The 20,677-nt window shown below is 35.1% G+C and carries 22 protein-coding genes, 2 pseudogenes and 1 other annotated feature; of the genes and pseudogenes, 18 read left to right on the top strand and 6 right to left on the bottom strand.

What is annotated here, in order from left to right; all coding sequences use genetic code 11:
• Positions 1-416 precede the first annotated feature (416 nt).
• Positions 417-1,718 (top strand): hypothetical protein, encoded by a 1,302-nt coding sequence (locus ACFX4W_RS14105; RefSeq protein ID WP_043981747.1) that lies wholly within the window; start codon positions 417-419, stop codon positions 1,716-1,718.
• A 66-nt stretch (positions 1,719-1,784) separates the two neighbouring features.
• Here the strand turns inward: ACFX4W_RS14105 and ACFX4W_RS14100 are convergent.
• Positions 1,785-1,869: pseudogene (locus ACFX4W_RS14100) on the bottom strand.
• A gap of 160 nt (positions 1,870-2,029) precedes the next feature.
• Here ACFX4W_RS14100 and ACFX4W_RS14095 point away from each other — a divergent pair.
• The 4 genes from ACFX4W_RS14095 (at position 2,030) to ACFX4W_RS14080 (ending at position 4,032) form a co-directional block, all read left to right on the top strand.
• On the top strand, positions 2,030-2,812 hold the full coding sequence (locus ACFX4W_RS14095) for a ParB N-terminal domain-containing protein (RefSeq protein WP_377559591.1): 783 nt from the start codon (positions 2,030-2,032) through the stop codon (positions 2,810-2,812).
• A gap of 43 nt (positions 2,813-2,855) precedes the next feature.
• Positions 2,856-3,350, top strand: coding sequence for an SMI1/KNR4 family protein (locus ACFX4W_RS14090; RefSeq protein WP_043981745.1), 495 nt, complete (start codon positions 2,856-2,858; stop codon positions 3,348-3,350).
• 71 nt (positions 3,351-3,421) lie between these two features.
• Positions 3,422-3,841 carry a hypothetical protein gene (locus ACFX4W_RS14085; RefSeq protein WP_043981744.1) on the top strand — a complete coding sequence of 140 codons (420 nt, stop codon included), beginning with the start codon at positions 3,422-3,424 and terminating at the stop codon, positions 3,839-3,841.
• An 11-nt stretch (positions 3,842-3,852) separates the two neighbouring features.
• Positions 3,853-4,032 (top strand): hypothetical protein, encoded by a 180-nt coding sequence (locus ACFX4W_RS14080; RefSeq protein WP_116733226.1) that lies wholly within the window; start codon positions 3,853-3,855, stop codon positions 4,030-4,032.
• A gap of 237 nt (positions 4,033-4,269) precedes the next feature.
• On the opposite strand, the gene ACFX4W_RS14075 is transcribed toward ACFX4W_RS14080, so the two are convergent.
• The 3 genes from ACFX4W_RS14075 to ACFX4W_RS14065 form a co-directional block, all read right to left on the bottom strand.
• Positions 4,270-4,401 (bottom strand): hypothetical protein, encoded by a 132-nt coding sequence (locus ACFX4W_RS14075; RefSeq protein WP_276510979.1) that lies wholly within the window; start codon positions 4,399-4,401, stop codon positions 4,270-4,272.
• A 212-nt stretch (positions 4,402-4,613) separates the two neighbouring features.
• Positions 4,614-4,778, bottom strand: coding sequence for a hypothetical protein (locus ACFX4W_RS14070; RefSeq protein ID WP_162213431.1), 165 nt, complete (start codon positions 4,776-4,778; stop codon positions 4,614-4,616).
• Positions 4,765-5,286, bottom strand: a complete 522-nt coding sequence (locus tag ACFX4W_RS14065) for a hypothetical protein (RefSeq protein WP_052500343.1) — start codon at positions 5,284-5,286, stop codon at positions 4,765-4,767. The genes ACFX4W_RS14070 and ACFX4W_RS14065 overlap by 14 nt, the downstream gene beginning before the upstream one ends.
• A 260-nt stretch (positions 5,287-5,546) precedes the next feature.
• Between ACFX4W_RS14065 and ACFX4W_RS14060 the strand changes: the two genes are divergently transcribed.
• Both ACFX4W_RS14060 and ACFX4W_RS14055 read left to right on the top strand, forming a co-directional pair.
• On the top strand, positions 5,547-5,774 hold the full coding sequence (locus ACFX4W_RS14060) for a helix-turn-helix domain-containing protein (protein WP_043981743.1): 228 nt from the start codon (positions 5,547-5,549) through the stop codon (positions 5,772-5,774).
• 776 nt (positions 5,775-6,550) lie between these two features.
• Positions 6,551-7,555 carry a DUF3231 family protein gene (locus ACFX4W_RS14055; protein ID WP_043981742.1) on the top strand — a complete coding sequence of 335 codons (1,005 nt, stop codon included), beginning with the start codon at positions 6,551-6,553 and terminating at the stop codon, positions 7,553-7,555.
• Between the two features lie 194 nt (positions 7,556-7,749).
• On the opposite strand, the gene ACFX4W_RS14050 is transcribed toward ACFX4W_RS14055, so the two are convergent.
• Entirely contained in the window at positions 7,750-7,884 is a 135-nt protein-coding gene (locus ACFX4W_RS14050; RefSeq protein ID WP_116733225.1) for an anti-repressor SinI family protein, read from the bottom strand.
• 99 nt (positions 7,885-7,983) lie between these two features.
• Between ACFX4W_RS14050 and ACFX4W_RS14045 the strand changes: the two genes are divergently transcribed.
• The 5 genes and pseudogenes from ACFX4W_RS14045 to ACFX4W_RS14025 all read left to right on the top strand — a co-directional run bounded on the left by ACFX4W_RS14045 (position 7,984) and on the right by ACFX4W_RS14025 (position 11,348).
• Positions 7,984-8,145: a hypothetical protein gene (locus tag ACFX4W_RS14045; protein WP_157842269.1), complete on the top strand. Its 162-nt coding sequence runs from the start codon at positions 7,984-7,986 to the stop codon at positions 8,143-8,145.
• A gap of 126 nt (positions 8,146-8,271) precedes the next feature.
• The gene (locus ACFX4W_RS14040) at positions 8,272-8,604 is read left to right on the top strand and encodes a hypothetical protein (protein ID WP_052500342.1); all 333 of its coding nucleotides are present in this window, start codon (positions 8,272-8,274) and stop codon (positions 8,602-8,604) included.
• Positions 8,605-8,738: 134 nt separating this feature from the next.
• Positions 8,739-9,143, top strand: a complete 405-nt coding sequence (locus ACFX4W_RS14035) for an NUDIX hydrolase (RefSeq protein ID WP_043981741.1) — start codon at positions 8,739-8,741, stop codon at positions 9,141-9,143.
• Between the two features lie 915 nt (positions 9,144-10,058).
• Positions 10,059-10,400, top strand: a pseudogene (locus ACFX4W_RS14030) (DUF3231 family protein).
• 171 nt (positions 10,401-10,571) lie between these two features.
• The gene (locus tag ACFX4W_RS14025; protein ID WP_043981740.1) at positions 10,572-11,348 is read left to right on the top strand and encodes a DUF4046 domain-containing protein; all 777 of its coding nucleotides are present in this window, start codon (positions 10,572-10,574) and stop codon (positions 11,346-11,348) included.
• A 90-nt stretch (positions 11,349-11,438) separates the two neighbouring features.
• Here ACFX4W_RS14025 and ACFX4W_RS14020 read toward each other — a convergent pair whose 3' ends face one another.
• Positions 11,439-11,663, bottom strand: a complete 225-nt coding sequence (locus ACFX4W_RS14020) for a YczF family membrane protein (RefSeq protein WP_043981739.1) — start codon at positions 11,661-11,663, stop codon at positions 11,439-11,441.
• Between the two features lie 132 nt (positions 11,664-11,795).
• On the opposite strand from ACFX4W_RS14020, the gene ACFX4W_RS14015 reads away from it, so the two are divergent.
• The 6 genes from ACFX4W_RS14015 (at position 11,796) to ACFX4W_RS13990 (ending at position 20,602) form a co-directional block, all read left to right on the top strand.
• Entirely contained in the window at positions 11,796-13,418 is a 1,623-nt protein-coding gene (locus tag ACFX4W_RS14015; RefSeq protein WP_377559585.1) for a spore germination protein, read from the top strand.
• A complete protein-coding gene (locus ACFX4W_RS14010) occupies positions 13,408-14,634 on the top strand; it encodes a Ger(x)C family spore germination protein (RefSeq protein WP_043981737.1) in 1,227 nt (408 codons plus the stop codon). Before ACFX4W_RS14015 ends, ACFX4W_RS14010 begins: the two co-directional genes overlap by 11 nt.
• A gap of 19 nt (positions 14,635-14,653) precedes the next feature.
• On the top strand, positions 14,654-15,766 hold the full coding sequence (locus ACFX4W_RS14005; protein WP_043981736.1) for a GerAB/ArcD/ProY family transporter: 1,113 nt from the start codon (positions 14,654-14,656) through the stop codon (positions 15,764-15,766).
• 212 nt (positions 15,767-15,978) lie between these two features.
• A complete protein-coding gene (locus ACFX4W_RS14000; RefSeq protein WP_043981735.1) occupies positions 15,979-17,079 on the top strand; it encodes a GerAB/ArcD/ProY family transporter in 1,101 nt (366 codons plus the stop codon).
• Positions 17,080-17,663: 584 nt separating this feature from the next.
• Positions 17,664-17,907, top strand: a binding site (T-box leader).
• 57 nt (positions 17,908-17,964) lie between these two features.
• On the top strand, positions 17,965-19,533 hold the full coding sequence (locus ACFX4W_RS13995; protein ID WP_377559582.1) for a 2-isopropylmalate synthase: 1,569 nt from the start codon (positions 17,965-17,967) through the stop codon (positions 19,531-19,533).
• Positions 19,534-19,792: 259 nt separating this feature from the next.
• Positions 19,793-20,602, top strand: coding sequence for a class I SAM-dependent methyltransferase (locus tag ACFX4W_RS13990; protein WP_043981733.1), 810 nt, complete (start codon positions 19,793-19,795; stop codon positions 20,600-20,602).
• Positions 20,603-20,677 lie beyond the last annotated feature (75 nt).

Here is a 20,677-nt window from a genome sequence, read left to right as displayed (position 1 = left end):
ATTTTTTTGACCCTCCTCAATCTTTAAAATGAATTGTATAATAAAATAAATTTATTATTAAGGAAAAATAGTTAAAAAGAATTCTTTTGAGATATATTACTAATTTTTATTGAATTATGAGATTAATTAACGCTATAATAAAACTAACAAAAATGACCGGAATAGAAAAAAGACTTCAACTGTTTAAGTAGTGCGACCAACACACTTAAACCGTTCCCCCTAATTGCAGTAGGGAAAACACTTGTCGAAGTCTCTTGTTAATAGATTTAGTTTTCTATAAAGTAAAACTTATGTTTTTATTTTATATGAAATTAACATCTATTTCAAGGGCTTAGTTCATCAAAATCAAGGCATTGTTTTCCTTTCTTAAGGGAAATAGTGTCTTTTTTGTGTTCCTTAAAGGAGAAGATGAACAAATGACAAAAATATTGACCTGCTATTTAAAAGATGTAGACACCTTCAACGGAAGGTTTAAGTGGTTATGGAAGAACAAATCCATACTTCGGAAAAAGAAAGAAGAGTTTTTAGAAATTATTCGTACCCATTACAAACAGAACCAATCAGCCATACATAAAGAATTTCCTAAAAAAAGAATGGAAATGCTCGATCATGTCATCTATAACCTAGTGGCTACAGGCATCCAAGCCATTCGTTCTGAAACGCTCATGAAGAAATTTGAAGTTTCTAAAAGTACGGTTTCTCGTTTTGTACGTTCGTTAAAAGCGACGCCGTTTGTCCTTGTAGCACGTTACATTAAAGAGGATGCAACAGGTACTCACCCTGATAGCTATGTATTTATTCTTAAAAGCCATAAGAACTTTAATCAGATTTGCGACGAAATCTTTTTTGCTCATGATACAACAGGTATACAAACGGTCCAACAAGATGAAATGACAACTCCTGTGACGCTTCCTGTGATGTATCCAGAAAGTGCGGAAAACGTTGATACACCAAGCTTAAAGGCTGATAAATCACCTGGTGCCTTTATTAACCTTGATTTACCTGTAAATCATATAAATAATCATTTAATGTCTGCTTCACAGTCATTTACTTATATCAAAGGTGTTCCTAAAAAAGTTAATCAAGTCTACGCAGGTAAGTATGGTCATCAATTAAAAGACTTTTATGCCCGCATTCAAAATGCTGCAAAAACGGTCAAACGAGATACAGAGATTGATATTACCAAAGGGCAAGTACATGAAATTGCATATACATCGATTATTGGATTGGACAAATATGTACATGAAGCTAATCACAAAGGAAAGTCTTTGTCCTTAGATAATATGTGCCAATTACTCTACAAAATTGCGAAAAACCAATTCTATCAGTTGGTGGATCCTAGAAACCAGGATTATTCATCAGTATATCCAACTCATGAGGAAGTTATACATAAAAACGAGTCATCAACAAAATTGCTTATACCAAAACATATTATCCGTAAGGAAATGGTTCCTGATTGGTTAAAGGCTGAGCAGGATCAAGAGAAGGGTACAAAGAAAGTAGAAATAGTTTTAGAACAACAGCTTGAAATGATTCAGTTAAAGCAAGACCTAGGGCAAGAACTTACACCAGAAGAAGAATGCTTGCTGCAAGAACAATGCTCTACGTACAGTTCATTAGAAATGGCGGAACTTAAACAAGATTTAGGACAAGTATTAACACCTGAGGAGCAAGAATTATTGCATCAATATGCTAAATTAAAAGAACCAGCTTCTTAATGTTTAAAAATAGTTAAAGCATAGCAAGGACTTTCACCATTTTTAACGTATTCAGTGTTTTAAGAGAGGACTTGGCAGGATTTGAACCCGCAAGACGCCAAAGTTGTATAGTGTAATACGACTGGCTGCTCTGCCATTGAGCTACAAGTCCATACTCAAAGTATGCGCATCGTCTCTGTTTATATGTACGATAGGAGAAAATGTAAAAAGTAAAGAAATCCCTTATAAGCTGAATTATTATTAGGATATGTTTATTTAGAACAGTGTTCTAAATAATAAATAAATCTATATCTACGCAGGAGGAGAACATTATGCCACATAAAATTACGTTAACTGGATCAGCCACAGGACCACTACGAGAATACGATCGCTATGTTGCCTTTGATATGCGTGAAAAAGGGTCACCATCTGCGCCTAAAGGCTTGAAGAAGAGTACGTTTATTTCGTACACGGTATTTGTTGCAAAGAAGGCTTTTAACAAAACAGGTCTCACGAAAAAAAGTATTATGCAGGAAAAAATCTTAATTCAAGGAGAACCAACATTAGACATTCCGATTGATGAATGCCCTGGTGAAGTAGGTGTAATTTGCTTCCAGATTACCGTTCTCCCGAATAAGAAAGACAAAGAAAGCAATGAATCAAACGATAAAAAAGAGGCCAAACAAGAGGCTTCTGCAGCGCAACAAGAAGTTGCTGCTACCAAACAGGAAGAAAAAACGGTAACTACTTCTCAACCTGTAGCAAAAGAAGAAAAGAAAGAAACAAAAGCTGTTCACCCAGAAGTAAAGCAAGAGCCTACAGAAGAGAAAAAGGCTGAGCCTAAAAAGAATACACTACCGGACCAACCTAAAGGGACACAGGATTTGTTGAACTTTGATGATATTATCGTACCTGAAGAATTCTTAAAGACACGTCCAAATCCTGTAAAAACCCAAAAGGTCATTGATTTTGTGAAACGTACAGGACGCTTAGATGAGCCATTGACGATTGAAAAAGGATCGAATATCTTAAAAGACGGTTACCGTCGTTATGTTGTAGCTAAAACCGTTAAAATGGATCAAGTTCCAGTTATGTATGAATACCAAAAGTCATAATGTATTTCCTTGAAGATGAGCTATTGCAAGGAGACTGATAACAATGAGATTGGTGAAGGAAAGCATCATTTATCCATTGCCAGAGGATCATGACATTGCAAAAATAGAGGCTTCTTTTCGCATCCAATTGCCCAATGCGTATAAAGAATTCTTGAAACAATATACCGGATGTACAGTAATAGATTCTACACCACTAACAATCATCAATAAGAGGTGTCAAATTGAACGTTTTTTAGGCATTATTAAAAACTTTAGTGAGCATCCTTATGGTGTGTATGATATTGGTTGCTGCGAAACTTCCTTAGGAGAACAAGGACGGAATTTTTATGATGAAGACCTTATCGGATCTGAATTAATTCCAATTGCGAAGCTAGCATGGGGAGATTACTTATGTTTAAACTTTCACTATGATAAAAACAATCCGTCTGTTGATTTTCTAGATTACGAAGAATCATATGAGTGTGATCCAGCTACATCAAAAGTGGCTGAGAACTTTCAAGAGTTTTTGAGTATGTTATTATCTAAGGATACGAAATAGCAGAAAATGCTATTTTGCAATGAGATCATCTACTCATTTTGATTTTCAATCATAAAAGAGGAAGTGTCGACATGAAAAAATGGCTTTGGATCATGTTATCCTTTGGAGTAATTTTTCTCGTATTTATGATGAATTACTTCTTGGATAAAAACGAGCAACAGCCAAACATGATACGTAACGTCTCACTTACGACCAGCACATCTCCTAATAAACAAAACATTGTTGAAGTAAAAAAGATGTATAAACAAACCACTGATTACTTTGATTATGAGCAAAAACAAAAGGCTGATTCTCTTAGAATGTACTACGGACAACCCGGAAGCACTCTGAACCAATATAAAGAGCTTCAAGGAATTCAACCTTCTATGATTCATGATGTGAATGTGCATTGGAAAAGTGAGCAACATGTCATCATCAACATTATGAAAACGAATCACCAACACAAAAACAAGGTATACAAACGATTTAACTATAACCTTAGCGAAATGTAGGCTTCGGATCTATGGTTTTACGTGTCTTCATCGTGAGTCTTATGTGTGGTCTTACAATAGGAATAGTTGCTATCATTAGCTTTTTTATGGTGGTTTTCCGCCAGGATAAGCGAAGTTTACACGATTCGATGGCAGCTACCTATGTGAAACGTGTAGATCCTACCAAAGTAGATAGCTCTAAACTTATTTAAAGCTTTTTTTAAAAGAGCAATGTTATGTATTTTATTATTAGTGGATAAACAAGCATTTATAGATTAATACTTAATCAACAATGCCGAATACCTTCTATTTCTAATCTACTATTGGGGACTATTCAAACCTCCTACACATTAAGGTGTAGGAGGTTTTTCTGTGTAGCAACTACCAGTTTTGAGTAGAATAGCTACACATCAGAAAGTTTCTTGAAATATGAAAAGGTTAACTGTAGATTATTGAACATACTTATTACTTTCTTTTTTCACTATCCATGCAAGTAACTCTTTTTCTTTGTCATTTAAATGTCGATCTAAACATTTCTCAAAATCAGAAACTAATTCTCCAAAACGAGGGCTATTTTCCATCTACATTCCTCCTATGTCACAAGTATAAAAAGGTACATTTAATATATCTCTATTTCCTTATTTTTCGTTACCGAAATCATTTTCATTTTCCAAACGTTTTTAATCATATTTAGAACAAAGACCGCCCATTATGTATCAGTTTATAAGGCGGTCTTAACTGTATTCATGCTATATGTTTATGACCAAAATATCGACACTATTCTAAAAAGACGTCAGGTGAAAAAGGCAATGGCTAAAATTGCTGCGACACAAGCTAAATAGATATTTCCACTCCAGTCCCTCTTTTCTTTTTCATTCACCGCATAGCTATTATAAGAACCTTCAATCGGATCTATTTTTAGTTTTCGTTGTATCTCGAATTCTTCATCTAAAATCAAGTCTAATTCCTCCATTGTTTGATAATTGTAAGGTAGGAATCTCCCTTGTTCGTCTCTTAATCGGTTGCTGACGTCTTGTAACCCGCGCTGTCTTCTCATTGGTGGAAGACTGTCGGTCGGGTTGAGTAGTAGTTCCTGACACTGATTGGCCATCTGTTGGTGTTCCAAGTAACGTAGAAGTGTTTGTAAGCGTTCCTTTTCGCTCAAGATCATCATGTTCTCCTCCTCCTTTCTTTTCGATGTTGGGCTCTTGTTCCATCCATAATGGGTGGGAAGAAGGCTGCCACGGAGATGAGGGAAGAGGGACGTCTCTCATTTTATACTGATTCATTAACGCTAGGAAAACAGGATTGTGCGCTGCAGTAAAAAGTGCACACCTTATAATTTGATTTCGGTCTAACTCGGTAGCCTGAAAAAGGCTATCTACATATGTACGGTAAATAGAATGATACCGCACAGTCGGTCGATAGGTGTCTACTTGATTTTGGGCCTTCTTATTTTTCTTCATACGCGTTTTTCTCTTTCAAAATGACCTCTAACATCTGTTTGCCTTCTACCGTTAAATAGACGTCTTTTCGACTTAATAACGAGATTGCTAATTCTTTTGTCATTTGATTCGCTCCATTCCTGATGATTATCCTGACGTCTTGAGGTGACGTCTTACTAAATGATATGAACGATAACTTGTCCACTATTCCGATATTTTCTTCAAAAGTGTATGAAACTTCGAATTCTTGGACAAGACTGATACTAAAAAGGTGATTATATATGTTTGGGTTAGGTAAGCAACGTAGTAAATTAGGAAAATGGTTAGATCAAAGAGGAATTTCGCAACAATGGTTAGCGAGTACTTCAAAGGTTAGTAGATCCACTGTTAGCGAACTTTGTAAGAGAAATGTAGAACATGCACCTACACAGCGAACTATGACCAAAATACTCAAAGCTTTAAGGAAAATAGATCCAAATTTAAAGGCACATGATTTTTTTGATATGTAGATAGAAAATATTATAATTCTCTTGGAAACAATGCATAAATTTATCGACTTTAACGTAGCAGAAAAGCCTACTTGGTCTTATACAAGTAGGCTTTTCATGTTCATTGTGAATAAAGTTAGATAGATAATGAGAGAAATTTCTTTCTGTTTAGTTGGTGAGAAAAATATTTAAGGTGGTCAAAATCATCCTGAGAAATAGTTGATTGTTGATTCAAAGTGTTTTTTACATCTACTAATATACATAGGTCGTGTAATTCATGGTCAGTGAAGATACCTTGCAGAAGATTTAATCGGAATAATAAGGGGAGATTATCGGAGAGTTGAGTTCCACCTTCAGCGAAAAAAATTTGTCGCCATAAATGTCCATAATGTGAATTATCAGAAGCAAAGTAAGTTTTATAAAAATAATCATATTCCATGTTTCATTTTCAATCAAAAGGGTAAATTATTATGTTGGAGTGGAATTTTAAAAGAAACAGTCTTTTTAGATCTGTTTCTTTTTTTATTTAAGATTATAAAACGAATAATGAATAGCAAATTGAGCAAACTACCCAAGATGTTACTAAATATAGACTCATACAACTAAATTTTGCAACAGAAAAAACTACCTCTTTTGACTGGGAAGAGATAGGTTTTTCTGTTTTTAAGCTGTATATGACATACAATCGTAGTTACTATAATGTACGTTATCTGAAATTACAAGCTAAAAGCCATTTTTGTTAAGATAAAATTCATATCTATTAATAAATTAGTAAATATTATCCATGAGGTGATAATATGGATAAGAATAAGTTAAAACTCACATCTTCCGAAATAGGGACACTATGGGGAGAGTATGTAAACGGAACAATGACAGATGTAGTAAATCAATATATGTTCTCTATTATTGAAGACGAGTCAATAAAGGCCGTTTTTGAAGATGCTATTAAGACCTTCGCAAACCAAAAGAAACAAATTGTAGCTTTTATAGAAAACGAAGGGTTTCCAGTTCCAATTGGATTTACTGAGTTTGACCTCAATAAAGGTACTAAAAAATTATTTACTGATATATTCTGCTTGAATTATTTACATATCATGACATTACATGGCTTGCTAGGACATACAACCTCATTAGGTGTTTCTGTCAGAGAAGACTTACGTTACTTCTACGATTCATGTGATAATGAGGCAAAAAGGATGTATCATCAAACGATTGAATTATTACTTGAAAAAGGGGAGTTTCAGAGGGACCCTTATTTTTATCCTGCTAAAAACCCTGAATATATTTCTAGCCAGGATTTTTTAGATGGATTTTTCGGAAAAGGCAGACGCTTAACGGCACTAGAAATCATAAGTATTTCCTTCAACCTTAAGAAAAGCATTATGGCTAAAACTCTTTCTATTGGATTTAGTCAGGTCTCTCAATCAAAAGAAGTAAGGGGATTTTTAGAGGATTCGGAGAAAACAGCTGATGAACAAATACAATCCTTTTCAAAAATAATGCACGCGGATAATTTACCAGTTCCTAAATCGTGGGAGACAGAAGTAACAACTTCAACAGACGCTCCTTTTTCTGATAAATTAATGATGTATCATATTGGTTTCTTGTTCCAAGCTGCACAAGCGTATCATGGAACAGGTTTAGCATCAGCCATGCGAACAGATCTTGTAGCTGCTTATGAAGGCGTTATTCTAAAGAATTTAATGGTAACAAAAAAATGGTTTAATATTATGATGAAAAATAAATGGTTAGAACAGCCACCACTTGCTCCTAATAGAAAAGAAATTGCAAAAGAAAAATGATAAAGAAATGAATACAAACGAATCTATTCAGCAAACTAATCAAGATGCAATAGAGCATCAACTGAACATCTATATTTTAACGACTGGAAAAAACCACCTCTTTCCCGATGGTGGTTTTTTCCCTTTTTAAGCTGTATAAAGTCTACAAACTTAGTTAACATAGAGCACTTTATAAGCGCAAAAAAAGGCCTGAGTCATTTAGAAACGGGTCCTTTTTGATTTGAGTATATAAATTCTTTTACTTCTACAATTGAGAGACCTAATGGATAAGCTTCTTTCATAAGACTTATCCATTCCTGATCAAGCCTACTATCTTCTTTTCTTAGCACTCACGATTCCTCCAACTTTCCTAATCGGAATTAATTAGGATCTAACATTTAATAACAAGCCATTAGAAATTGATACTATTAAATAAAGAAGTAGAAGAGATGGCTAAAAAACGAATTGAAATCCATAAAAAGCGAATGAAGTTATCTGAAGAGTTGGAAAGTAACTGGGATAATAAAGAACTCCAAGATAGAATCATCGAGTTAGAGGAAGAAAGCCAAAAACTCAAGAAAAAAATTGAAGATTTACAGGCTAACTTTTAAGTATTCTTTCAGGGTGCTTTTTTAGATGGGTTCTGGAAAGATATATGTTATACAGTAGAAAAGAGGTGACCTGTTAATCTTTGGCGAATTAAGGAGAGGAAACAAGTAGAGAAGGAGGACTTAATAGTGAAAGAATTAGTCATTAATGATGTTGTATTTGATGTAAAATACCTTACTACGTCTACAGCCAGCAAAGAAGAAGTGGGACTTGAAAAAAGAATTATTAATAATGGAAAAATGACTAAGGGAAGAGATCAAATTAAGTTTTCATTTTCTGTTTTAGGTAAACAAGATTATCAATTATATGATAACTTTTTTGAGAATACTCATTATACTGTTGTGATCCCGGAAACGAGTGAAATATTTATAACTCATAGTGTTTCGCATAGTACATTTTATCAAGGAGCTGAAGTAACGGATAACACAGAAGTGGTATTTAAAGTTACACTTACCAAATAAAGTGATTACCTATGTTTAAGCTCTCGCTCTAACATTTTTTAAAGAACTTGTTTAAGATTAAAATCCAGTTTGATTAAGTTCTATTTATTAGAAACACCTGTATGCCTACAATGTTTTTCTAAGGGGAGATCTCAGTGAGTAAGTGCAGTGGTTTTGCAATAATTTGCTTAAATAATAAAGATGAATTATTAATGGTCTCCCAAGAGAAACCCAACACACCAAAGCGTTGGTCTGTTCCTTCTGGTGCTATTGAAGACTATGAAAGGCTTGAAGATTGTTGTGTCCGAGAAATGTGGAATCAAACGGGTTATCAAGTAGAGATAGTAAAAAAGATACAAGAGAATAGGACAACTATCTATAATGTTGAAGTTCTCATGACCTATTTTGAAGTTAAAGTATTAGCTGGAGAGAAGAAAGTTCAGATCGTAGACTCATATTGCTGGCAACCGATATCTAAAATTAATCATTTAAACATGTTATTTGAAGATGAACGTAAGGTCGTACTAAATTATATAAAAAAGAGAAAACAGTTCATTTAATCTTGCTCAAGTATATTATTTTACCTCTATACACATGTATGGAGATTCGTTGTCTTTTGGAACAACTACAAAAATATATAGAGAGGAGGTCAAATAATTGATTGATACAACCATTAATTTAATGAGAATTGTCATGAATACTACTATGAGGAATAACTTAATCTTTATGAATCATTACCTTAAATCCAAGGACATTTTTTTATCTAGATCTAAGACACCATAAAAACTCCCCTCCATCGTAGGGAGAATAGGTTGCTTTCTTTTATTTGTCTACTATGGAGGGAACATCACCTCTTTTAAAATATTGTTTTTATAGCTAGGTACACTGCAACAATCGATGCAACGACTATTAGTTCATATTTGTCCTGAGTAACTATAAATAGTAAAACCTTAATGATAATTTAAATACTTTAAGTATTTACTTAACGAATTAAAAAACACTGATAAATATTTTTTCGGAAAAATAGGGTCGATTAAAACATATATTTTTAAAAGTATATGAATCTACAAATCTGGCCAGACTAATAATGTATTCCCCCTATTCCGATAAATTTAAAAACCCTTTGCCTATATAGGCAAAGGGTTCTTTTTTATGTAAATATTTCCCAAGGTGCACACCCTTGAAAACTGATAGTAAGATAGATACCAGATGAAAGTTCAGATATCGCTCTTTCGAAAGGGTTATTTGTTCAAGCCTCTTATATTTCTTACCCCACCCAACCGGATACTGTAGACAGCAAAAGCTATCTTAGTAGCTTTTCATTTTTTAGTAAAGATCCTCCTTTGGATGCCATTGAAATATCGCATTTATATATGAACATCCAAACCCATATCAGTGGCAGTAAGCTAGCTCTTAGTTTTGCTCAAACATCTCAAAGAGAAAAGATTCAAAATTGGATGTGAAGGGGGACTGAAATCTCGGAAAAACATGCGCAGATATTTGGAAAAGCACTTCTAGAAAATCATATTCAGCTACCGGTTCCCCATGATATTGCGATTAGTGACTTAACGACATCTATCTTCTCGGATCGACTAGCGATGTTTCAAATAAATTTTTTGAGCGCAGCAGGAACAGGTAACTACGCAACTGCAGCAGCTGCAAGTTAACGAAGTGATCTCGTTGTCACTCATGAAAGGCTATCAATTGAGATCGGTCGATATGCGAAAGATGGAGCTGATATTATGATCCATCATAAATGGCTTAAACAACCACCTCGAACACAAGATAAAGAACAACTCGCTAAGAAAAAAGAATAATCTCCAACCAAAATTATTAGTTTTTATCTAACAATTGAGTTGTAGTTCATTTTTTAGTAGCTTTTTTGTCTTTTTATTATGTACCTTATACAGATTTAGCTCCACTTGTATATAAATCCCATTATTATACATAATAATAAAAAATTACTTTCTTAAAAGGGGCTTTCGATAGTGAATAAAGAACAAGTCATAGAAATTTATCAAGATGTTCTAGATAAGAGGAGAAAGCGATTTCCAAATTATTTCTTTGTAGGAAGTGAAGGAAAGAAATACATGTGTTATATGACACGTTATCTCCTTGAGAAACACTTAACAATTCCCATTGATGAAATCCCTTCTCAAGTTGGCGCAAATACATTATGGTCCCATCGTCTAAGGCCACCTGCTATGCTATATGGATGGAATTATTACGAAGTTATTGATAATGCCTATCCAGGAAAATTTAAACCTTGGCAATTCCCACAAGCGCCTAATAAATATTGGAATGGAGAAGAAGGTAAGACAAGAGCTATTGAAGCAGTAAAATACGTAATAGAGGAGAAGTTAGAGCTCCCTATGAAAGAAATACCTTTTAAGGTTAATTTCCATTTTTTTAGACAGCATGGTTTAGGTGGTGCCTTTACCCTTTTAGGCTATTCTCCTTTTCAAATAGTTGAAGCAATTTATCCCGGTATTTTTAGGCCTTGGCAATTTGCTCATGTTCCTATGAATTGTTGGAAAAACGAAGAATATATTCGAGAGGCTATGGATCATTTTTTATTTAAACAGCTTCATTTTTCTTCTTATGAGGAGGCTTTTCTCCAATTAAAAGGAAATGATTTCACTGATTTTCAGTTAACAGGTCTTTTTCAAATGGCGTTTGATTCCAGAATGAATAACGTAAGGGAATGGATAAAAAAACAGCTAAAGAATGGAGATGCTGAATTATTTTATATGAATCTTGATTAATGAAAAAAACGATTGAAATGAATAACCTGTGAACTACATTCCTATTATTTTTATCTCCTATTTAAAAAATAGCGATTTATATGTATGTAGTTACTTGCTTTTCTTTTTCTTCTTCATAAAAAGATATAAGGATTCAGCAAAAAAAAGAAAAAGAAGAAAAAAGAGCACAAATAATTCAGCAACTTCCATTACTCGAAAAGGACTCACGGCGTTATACAACGCCTGAGAAACATCAAATCCTTGAAGAATATCAATACCTAACGAAAAGCCCATTAAGCATCCCATCATTAAAAGGCTAATACCTATGATTTTCATATCAATCACGCTCCATTTAATAGGTTTTTCTTTTTCTTCTATGATGATACATAAATATTTATTGTTAATTTTTACATAAAAAGTTTCTATATGGTTAAATTAATAAAAATTTAAAGAAGGGTGCTTAGATCTATGCCTTCGTTTTTTAAAGATCGCAAACCAAAAAAGAAACGATCACAGGGTGAAGAGAATCAAACTCCTGATCATCAAATAGAACGGATACAAGTTTCATTATCAGACAACCTTAATATGATTAAGCAGAAAACCGGAAATAGTTCAGATGTCGTTATTCGTGAGATAAAAATGGGAGGGGATTCCGACATAAAAACAGCAATTGTCTATGTAGAAGGAATTGTAGACAATCAGTCGATTCAAGAGTTTTTACTGCAATCTATGATGAAGGATGATCATAAAGAAGAATTAAATCAGTACAATGCGATAGACCTGCTTTCTAAAGATATAATGACAATTGGAAACATATCTTTTGTCACTAACTTGGATGATCTGTTTGCATCTTTAATGGCAGGAGATACTCTTATATTAGTGGATGGAGTAGATCAAGCACTGAGTGCTAGCACTAAAGGGGGAGACAAACGTTCCATCGCGGAATCTACTACTCAAATGGTGGTGCGAGGACCAAAAGGTGCCTTTACCGAGTCTCTTGGGACCAATACAGCTATGGTACGCCGCATCATTAAAACCCCTGATTTATGGATGGAGTCTTTAAAAGTGGGACGCGTAACAAAGACAGATGTGACATTTATGTACATACATGGCATTGCCAATGATAAAGTCGTTAAAGAGATTCGTCAGCGATTGAAGCGAATTGATATTGATAGCATTTTGGAATCAGGTTATATTGAACAACTAATAGAGGATCAAACATTCACCCCTTTTCCAACTATGTACAACACGGAAAGACCTGACGTTGTAGCAGGAAACCTACTAGAAGGGCGGATTGCTATATTTGTGGATGGAACGCCCTTTGTACTGATTGCACCTGCTGTGTTCATGCAATTCTTCCAATCAGCTGAAGATTATTATGCGCGTTTTGACATTGCAACCTCGATTCGGCTTTTGCGTATTTTTATGTTTATGATTTCGCTTATTGCGCCAGCTACCTATGTCGCTGTTACAACCTTCCACCAGGAAATGGTGCCAACAACGCTTATTGTGGCCATTGCGGCACAAAGGGAAACTGTTCCCTTTCCAGCATTTGTGGAAGCTCTTCTCATGGAACTAACCTTTGAAATTTTACGAGAAGCAGGGATACGCTTACCTAAAGCTATTGGTTCAGCCGTATCCATTGTCGGGGCCCTTGTAATTGGTCAAGCAGCCGTTCAAGCAAGTATTGTGTCACCAGCAATGGTTATCATTGTATCGATCACAGCCATTGCCAGTTTTGCCACACCTTCTTTTGATATGGCGATTTCAGCTCGCTTAATTCGGTTTTTGTTTATGATTGGCGCAGCAACATTTGGTTTCTATGGCATCATTTTATGCCTTTTAATGATGGTTGTACATTTATGCAGTTTACGTTCGTTTGGGGTACCTTATATGGCTCCATTTGCTCCCTTCATCCCTGTAAACAATGGAGATACCGTTATAAGATTACCGTGGTGGACACTGAGACAAAGACCGCGATTAATTACTGCTAACACGGTTCGAGAGGGAGCAAATCAATACCCACACCCTCCTGCATCTCGGGGAATGGTGAACCGGGACCTTGAAGAAGGTGACAACAATGAAGCGTAAGGGATTTTTTCTTTTGGTGATGATAACGATAACCATCTTGCTCACGAGTTGTTGGAGTAAAAAAGAGTTAACTGACCTTGCTATTGTCGCAGCCATGGGTATCGATGAAACGAAAGATGGAAGATTTCACATAACACTTCAGATTATCAATCCAGGAAACGTGGCAGGAGGTATGCAAGGAGGGGGAGGCAGTCAAAGTCCTCCTGTTACCATCTATTCGGCTTCTGGAGATAATATAGTAGAAGCAAGTAGACGGGCTTCAGGCAGAATCTCTCGACGATTGTATTATGCTCATACAAACTTAGTCGTAGTTGGAGAAAGACTGGCCAGAAAAGAAGGGCTTAATACGTTAATCGATGCTTTAGATCGGGATCCAGAATTTCGAAATACTTCCACTCTTGTGATTGCGAAAAACTCGACCGCAGCTGACCTTGTTAAAACATTAACCCCAGTTGATAAGATTCCAGCTAATAAGGTGCTAAAAACCTTAGAATTTACAGAAAGAAAATGGGGAGAGAACGTAAAAACATCACTCCAAGAAGTGATGAAGAGCATTGAATCTCCTGGAAGAGGAGCTGTCGTATCAGGATTCCGTCTAGTTGGGAATTCTCAGCAAGCACAAAAGCTGGATAACCTTCAGGAAAGTGCACCTGCAGCAACGCTTCGTGCTTCCGGAATTGCCGTCTTAAAACAGGGAAAGCTAGTGGATTGGCTGTATGGAAAACCAGCCAGAGGAACGGTATGGATTCTTAATAAAATTCAAGGAACGAATATTAATATTGATTGGGCAGGAAAGAAAGAAGCTATTGCTTATCAAACCGTACGACAAAAAACAAGTGTATCAGCCCAAGTGAAGAATGGGAAACCACATATTTCTGTTTATACACGTGTTGAAGGAGATATCGGTGACATGGAGGTACCTGTTGATATCACCAATCCGAAGGTTATTACAAAGTTCGAACAATCCTTGAGGAAAGAAATTAAAAAAGAGCTAAGGGTAGCTATTGAACGTGCACAAAAAAACAAAACGGATATTTTGGGATTTGGTGAAGTAGTTCATCGTACTAGGCCAAATCAATTTAAGAAATTAAAAAAGGAATGGAACGATGTGTACTTTCCCAAGTTAGATGTAGATATTAAAGTGGAAGCCTATATACGTCGAGCTGGCTTACGAAATAAATCGTTTCTTTCAGGGGTAAAAGAGAATCAAAAGTAAAAAAAGGAGGTGCCAGTGAATGGAGAAAGCTAAAATTAGTGCTAGTCAGCTCTTTATTTTAATGGTCCTGTTTGAACTGGGGAGTGCTTTACTGGTACCACTTGCAATAGATGCCAAACAAGATGCGTGGCTTGCGATTCTGCTTGGAATGGTATGCAGTTTCATTCTCTTATTAGTCTATCATAAGCTTTATACCTATTATCCCAACCTTTTGCCTACAGAATATATGCAAAGGATTCTAGGCAAAGTACTTGGAACCGTACTAGCCTTTGTTTACATTCTTTACTTTATGTATGATGCCTCAAGAGTTCTACGGGATTTTGGTGAGATGTTGTTAACTTTTGCCTATGCTGATACCCCTTTATTCATCGCGAATGCATTGTTAATGCTTGTCATTATTTATACCATTAGAAAAGGAATTGAGGTCATAGCTCGATCCGGAGAACTGCTTTTTATTTTTATGTATGTCCTTGCGGTTGCTGGTTTTATTTTAATTGTATCTTCTGGATTAATCGAGATTAAAAATTTACAACCTATTTTGGAAGAAGGTTTATTTCCTGTCCTAAAAGTGGTATTTACTCAAACTTTGTATTTTCCATTTACAGAAGTCATTGTATTTACCATGATTTTACCGTATTTAAATAATCCTAAGAAAGCAAAGGTGACCATGCTATGTGCAAGTGGATTAAGTGGAATCAATTTAATTATTACAATGCTCATTAATGTTTGTGTGTTGGGAGTTGATTTAACTGCACGTTCACAGTATCCACTTCTTAGCACAGTGGAGAGCATCCAAGTAGCTAATTTTTTAGAACGGCTTGATGTATTTTTTATGCTTGCCTTAATCATCACTATCTTCTTTAAAATCTGTGTACTATTTTATGCAGCTGTCGTAGGAACTGCTAGTCTGTTCAAGGTTAAATCACCTTCACGGTTATCGTATCCTTTAGGGCTCATCATTCTCTTTTTGTCCATTACCATTGCGAGTAATGTTCAAGAACATAACCATGAAGGACTGAAGGTGGCAATGCTTACTATCCACATCCCTCTAATTGGAATTGTTCCTCCTTTACTTCTTCTTGTAGCTTTCTTTAAAAATAGGAAGAAGCATGGGGAAAATACCTTTAACTAGCTAATTTTCATATGGAATATTGTCATCTCTGTTAAATTCCCCAGTAAAGTTCTTACCCGTGGAAAGAATACTTTTAGCCTAGAGTTAACCTTAAAGTAAATCTAGTATCTATTACATAACGTTCGAAAAATCGGAAGTGGTGAAAACAGTAAAGGCTAATCCAAAAAAATAAAATATTTCCTTAAATACAGTTGAAAAGGAAGGCGGATTGAATGGAGAAAGCTAAAATTAGTGCCAGTCAGCTTTTTATCTTAATGGTTTTGTTTGAGCTGGGTACTACTCTATTGTTACCTATTGCCATGGACGCAAAACAGGATGCTTGGTTTGCAATTCTGCTCGGAACAGTATTTAGTTTTGTTCTGTTTCTAGTCTATAATAAACTTTACTCGTACTATCCAGATATTTTACCTACAGAGTACATGCAAAAAATTTTAGGTAAATCCATAGGAAGCGTACTGGCCTTTCTTTATATCTTTTATTTTATTTATAATGTAGCAAGGGTTCTACGTGATATCGGCGAGATGCTGTTAACCTTTGCCTATTCTGATACCCCTTTGTTCATTGCCAATGCTTTATTGATTCTTGTTATTATTTACACAGTTCGCAAAGGTATCGAAGTAATAGCCCGATCAGGAGAAATCTTTTTTATAATCATGTATATCCTAGCCATTACTGGCTTTATTCTGATTGTATGTTCGGGGTTAATCGATATTACGAACTTACAACCAGTACTTGAAGAAGGGATATTCCCACCCTTGAAAGTTGTTTTTACTCAAATCTTGTATTTTCCTTTTAGTGAAGCAATTGTGTTTACAATGATTTTACCGTATTTAAAAAACCCAAAGAAAGCCAAAGTGACCATGTTATGTGCATCAGGATTAGCTGGCATCAACTTGACTATTGCCATGCTGATTAACATTAGTGTACTTGGGGTTGATTTGACTGAACGTTCCCAATTTCCTCTTCTTAGCACCATACAAAGCATCCAAGTAGCTGACTTTTTAGAACGTCTTGATGTGTTTTTTATGATTGCTTTAGTTACCGGTGGCTTCTTTAAGATAAGTGTGTTGCTTTATGCGGCTGTCATAGGAATGGCCAACTTATTTAAGATTAAATCACCTTCACGACTTTCATATCCTATAGGGCTTATGATTCTATTTATGTCAATGACGATTTCTAGCAATTTTCAAGAACACCTCCATGAAGGATTGGGGATAGAGATGTTTGTTTTGTATATTCCCCTCTCTGCGATTATTCCTCTTCTGCTACTTCTTGTTGCTTTTTTGAAAAATAGAAAGAAACAGAGAGGATAAAAGGTTCATTTTCCTGATTTTTCTTATGATGAAATAACTCTTACAATCCGTTGAATCCTTCTAAGCTAATGTTTATTAATGTGATTTTAAACTATGGGAGGTGTTTTTTTGTATACTTGGTTTTATGATTATTTCATCAACACAATTCTATTTCCTCTTACTTGTATAGGGATGGTAGCTATCATGTTGAGTGCGTATGCGTACTTAAAATTGAGGAAAGAAAATAATCAATAGTCTCTAGGAATTGTTGATTTTTAATATCGACTTTCTTCCCCCTTTAAAAAAGCTGATTATGTTTAGTTTACTTTTCGTCATATTATTAAGTAAAACTAAACGTATTTTATTAAAAGTAGTGTTACTGATTTTACTCCATGTAGACAAACACTATATTTTTTCCAATATAAGTAATATACAAAAATCTTTTTAAGAAAATACTTTAAACATTACTCAAGAATAGTGGATGTTTATGTGCAAATTAATAACTTGCAAAAGAGATATTTTTTATATTCCCAATAAATTTTATATTCAAAAAATTTTGTTGACAAATCGATTAGATAGATATAATATTGCATGTAATCAAATAATAATAAGCAAAGATTGGAAATATTAGAAGGATATATAAACTTGTCAGAGAGCCGGTGGTTGGTGAGAATCGGTAGTTATTACCTTTGAACTCATCCAAGAGCTACTCCCTGAACATTATAAGTAGGGGATGTCGGTTTTCTACCGTTATGAAGATAGGTGGTGATAGCTGCCGAAAATGAGTGGGTTAATTATGTAATGATTAATCAATTAGAGTGGTACCGCGAGCAACGCCTCGTCTCTATATTTTTATAGAGGCGGGGCTTTTTTTATACATTAATATGACAAAGGAGTGTTTCTGAAATGACGAGAAAAATTTGGATGTTTGATACGACTTTAAGAGATGGCGAGCAAGTTCCAGGGGCTAAGCTGAATCTGTATGAAAAACTAGAAGTAGCGCAGCAACTAAAGAAGATGAAAGTTGATATTATTGAAGCTGGTTTTCCCTCGTCTTCAGCTGGTGATTTTAATGCTGTGAAAGAAATTGCTATGAAAATAGGAAATACAGAAGACATGATCATCACAGCGTTAGCAAGAGCAGTAAAGGCTGATATTGAAGCTGTTTATAATAGTGTGAAATATGCTAAAAAACCGTTAATCCATATAGTTTTAGGCGCTTCAGACATTCATGTGGAAAAGAAGTTTGGGAAATCGAAAAGTCAAATTTTAGATCTCGGCGTTGATGCAGTAAAATATGCAAAAACATTTTTACCAGATGTACAATATTCAACGGAGGATGCGTCTCGCTCCGATTTTGAATATTTATGGGCAACGATTGAAGCCGTTGTAAAGGCAGGGGCTACCATTATTAATGTACCCGATACAGTTGGCTATGCCGAGCCGGAAGAGTTTGGTGAACTAATCTTTAAAATAAATGATCGCTTGAAAAATTTGAATGATAAAGTGCTTTTAAGTGTCCATTGTCATAATGATCTTGGTATGGCAACAGCGAATACGTTAGCTGCAATAAAAAATGGGGCAGATAAGGTTGAATGTACGATAAATGGCATTGGTGAACGTGCAGGTAATGCTGCACTAGAAGAGGTTGTTATGGCAATTAATACGCGTTCATCAGTTTATAACGCGTACACAAATATTAATACAAAAGAAATCATGAATACATCTAGGTTGGTAAGTAGTTTAATGGGACTTGAAGTACAAGTAAATAAAGCCATTACAGGTGATAATGCTTTTGCTCATTCTTCAGGTATACACCAAGACGGTTTATTAAAAGCAAGAGATGCTTACGAAATCATTAGTCCAATTGAAGTTGGTTTAGATGATATGGAACTTGTTTTAACCGCCCGTTCTGGACGTCATGCGGTGAAAAACGCGCTTGAGTCATTAGGTTTTAATGAGATGACTAATATACAATTTGAAGGGGTATTTGAAGGTTTTCTTGAATTGGCAGATGCAAAAAAGGAAGTATATAATCATGATTTATATGTCATCGTTGAGAACTATTGTGCAAAAAATGATATTCATAATCAGGATATGACGCATTATAGCGATCACTTTTATGAACTAATGGACTTGCAAGTGATTAGTAATACAAATTTCCCGTCTGCAAGTGTGAAGATTAAAAAGGGCGATCAAATATTGAAAAACAGTGCAATCGGGTCTGGCCCGATTGATGCTTTGTATTCTGCTATTACAGAAATTAGTGATTTAGATATTAAATTGATTGAATATAATATTAGCAGTGTATCAAGAGGTAAGGAAGCATTAGGGAAAGTGAAGATTCAAGTGGAATACAGAGGAGAAAAGTATGTTGCCAAAGCAACAGATACGGATATTATGAAAGCAAGTGCATTTGCGTATATCAATGCTGTAAACAGTATTGTGGTTGATACTTTACTTCCGATTGAATAGATAAAAGGTAATATTTAAGGGAATGTGCTTAGTTTGTTTGGGTAATTACTTCGGTCGACTTACATCGTTAACAGAAGGAGAAAAGGGATTAAATTATTGGTTAGATAGTTTTGCAGATGATTTTTCCTGAGTTTCTAAGTGGAAAAATAAAATAAATACCAATCTATATAAAGATGGTATATGGGTAGCTGAATATAAACGAATTCGAATTGTCGCCTTTAAGAAAAAGTAGGGATTTATTAATTAGGAGGTCTACCATATGGAAGGGAATATTGCCCGCAATCGGGCTGAATTAGCAGGGAAGTTAACAAACGTATTAGATTCCCGGTCACTAACATACTCCCATAAAAGGCTTGTAAGTATACTTAAGGAAGGTATGAAGGTTCTTGATTTAGGGTGTGGAACAGGAGCAATTACACGTGGAATAGCAGAATCATTAGGTCCAAAGGGGTGGGTCGTAGGAATCGATAGCAATCCCAATCTAATCGAAAAAGCTCGTCAAAATCATGGTAAAACTCCAGGATTAACTTTTGAAACAGGTGATATCTTTAATCTTACCTATGAAGGAGAATTTGATATTGTTACCTGTGCTAGGGTGTTAATATGGCTGTCCGACCCTTTGAAAGCATTGCAAATGATGAAATCTGCTGCCAAAATTGGTGGTCGTATTTTGGTCGTAGACTATAATCATAAAAAGATATCATGGGAACCGGCCCCTCCTTCAAGTATGACTTCTTTCTATTCTACATATTTGAAATGGCGTTCTGACGCAGGTATGAATAATGCAATTGCTGATGACCTTACTAATATGTTTCGGGAAATTGGTATTCAAGACATCATTATAACCCCTCAACACGAGGTATCTAACCGAACAGATTCTAATTTTAATACAAATATTGGGATATGGGCAGATACTGCTTCAAGTAGAGGAATTCAAATGGAAAGGGATGGGTATATTACTGAAATAGAATATATAACGGCGGAAAAAGAATATCGCGAATGGATGACTAAAGAGGCTCAATCTTTAACAATGTATATGTTAGCTGTAGAGGGTGTAAGAACTTTGTAAATGTATCTCTCATAAAACCTCCAATTTATATTAATAGATTGGAGGTTTTAGCTACCTATAAAATCTATTTCTCGG

This window comes from Priestia sp. YIM B13489, assembly GCF_042787645.1.
In the GTDB taxonomy this organism is placed as follows: domain Bacteria; phylum Bacillota; class Bacilli; order Bacillales; family Bacillaceae_H; genus Priestia; species Priestia megaterium.
The sequence above is the reverse complement of the archived record's forward strand: the minus strand, read 5'-3'. Positions and strand labels throughout refer to the sequence as shown.

Bases quoted from the DNA above. Each gene is read 5' to 3' on its own strand.
- ACFX4W_RS14105 (WP_043981747.1), top strand. From the start codon at position 417: ATGACAAAAATATTGACCTGCTATTTAAAAGATGTAGACACCTTCAAC.
- ACFX4W_RS14095 (WP_377559591.1), top strand. From the start codon at position 2,030: ATGCCACATAAAATTACGTTAACTGGATCAGCCACAGGACCACTACGA.
- ACFX4W_RS14090 (WP_043981745.1), top strand. From the start codon at position 2,856: ATGAGATTGGTGAAGGAAAGCATCATTTATCCATTGCCAGAGGATCAT.
- ACFX4W_RS14085 (WP_043981744.1), top strand. From the start codon at position 3,422: ATGAAAAAATGGCTTTGGATCATGTTATCCTTTGGAGTAATTTTTCTC.
- ACFX4W_RS14080 (WP_116733226.1), top strand. From the start codon at position 3,853: ATGGTTTTACGTGTCTTCATCGTGAGTCTTATGTGTGGTCTTACAATA.
- ACFX4W_RS14075 (WP_276510979.1), bottom strand. From the start codon at position 4,401: ATGGAAAATAGCCCTCGTTTTGGAGAATTAGTTTCTGATTTTGAGAAA.
- ACFX4W_RS14065 (WP_052500343.1), bottom strand. From the start codon at position 5,286: ATGAAGAAAAATAAGAAGGCCCAAAATCAAGTAGACACCTATCGACCG.
- ACFX4W_RS14060 (WP_043981743.1), top strand. From the start codon at position 5,547: ATGTTTGGGTTAGGTAAGCAACGTAGTAAATTAGGAAAATGGTTAGAT.
- ACFX4W_RS14055 (WP_043981742.1), top strand. From the start codon at position 6,551: ATGGATAAGAATAAGTTAAAACTCACATCTTCCGAAATAGGGACACTA.
- ACFX4W_RS14045 (WP_157842269.1), top strand. From the start codon at position 7,984: ATGGCTAAAAAACGAATTGAAATCCATAAAAAGCGAATGAAGTTATCT.
- ACFX4W_RS14020 (WP_043981739.1), bottom strand. From the start codon at position 11,663: ATGAAAATCATAGGTATTAGCCTTTTAATGATGGGATGCTTAATGGGC.
- ACFX4W_RS14015 (WP_377559585.1), top strand. From the start codon at position 11,796: ATGCCTTCGTTTTTTAAAGATCGCAAACCAAAAAAGAAACGATCACAG.
- ACFX4W_RS14010 (WP_043981737.1), top strand. From the start codon at position 13,408: ATGAAGCGTAAGGGATTTTTTCTTTTGGTGATGATAACGATAACCATC.
- ACFX4W_RS14005 (WP_043981736.1), top strand. From the start codon at position 14,654: ATGGAGAAAGCTAAAATTAGTGCTAGTCAGCTCTTTATTTTAATGGTC.
- ACFX4W_RS14000 (WP_043981735.1), top strand. From the start codon at position 15,979: ATGGAGAAAGCTAAAATTAGTGCCAGTCAGCTTTTTATCTTAATGGTT.
- ACFX4W_RS13995 (WP_377559582.1), top strand. From the start codon at position 17,965: ATGACGAGAAAAATTTGGATGTTTGATACGACTTTAAGAGATGGCGAG.
- ACFX4W_RS13990 (WP_043981733.1), top strand. From the start codon at position 19,793: ATGGAAGGGAATATTGCCCGCAATCGGGCTGAATTAGCAGGGAAGTTA.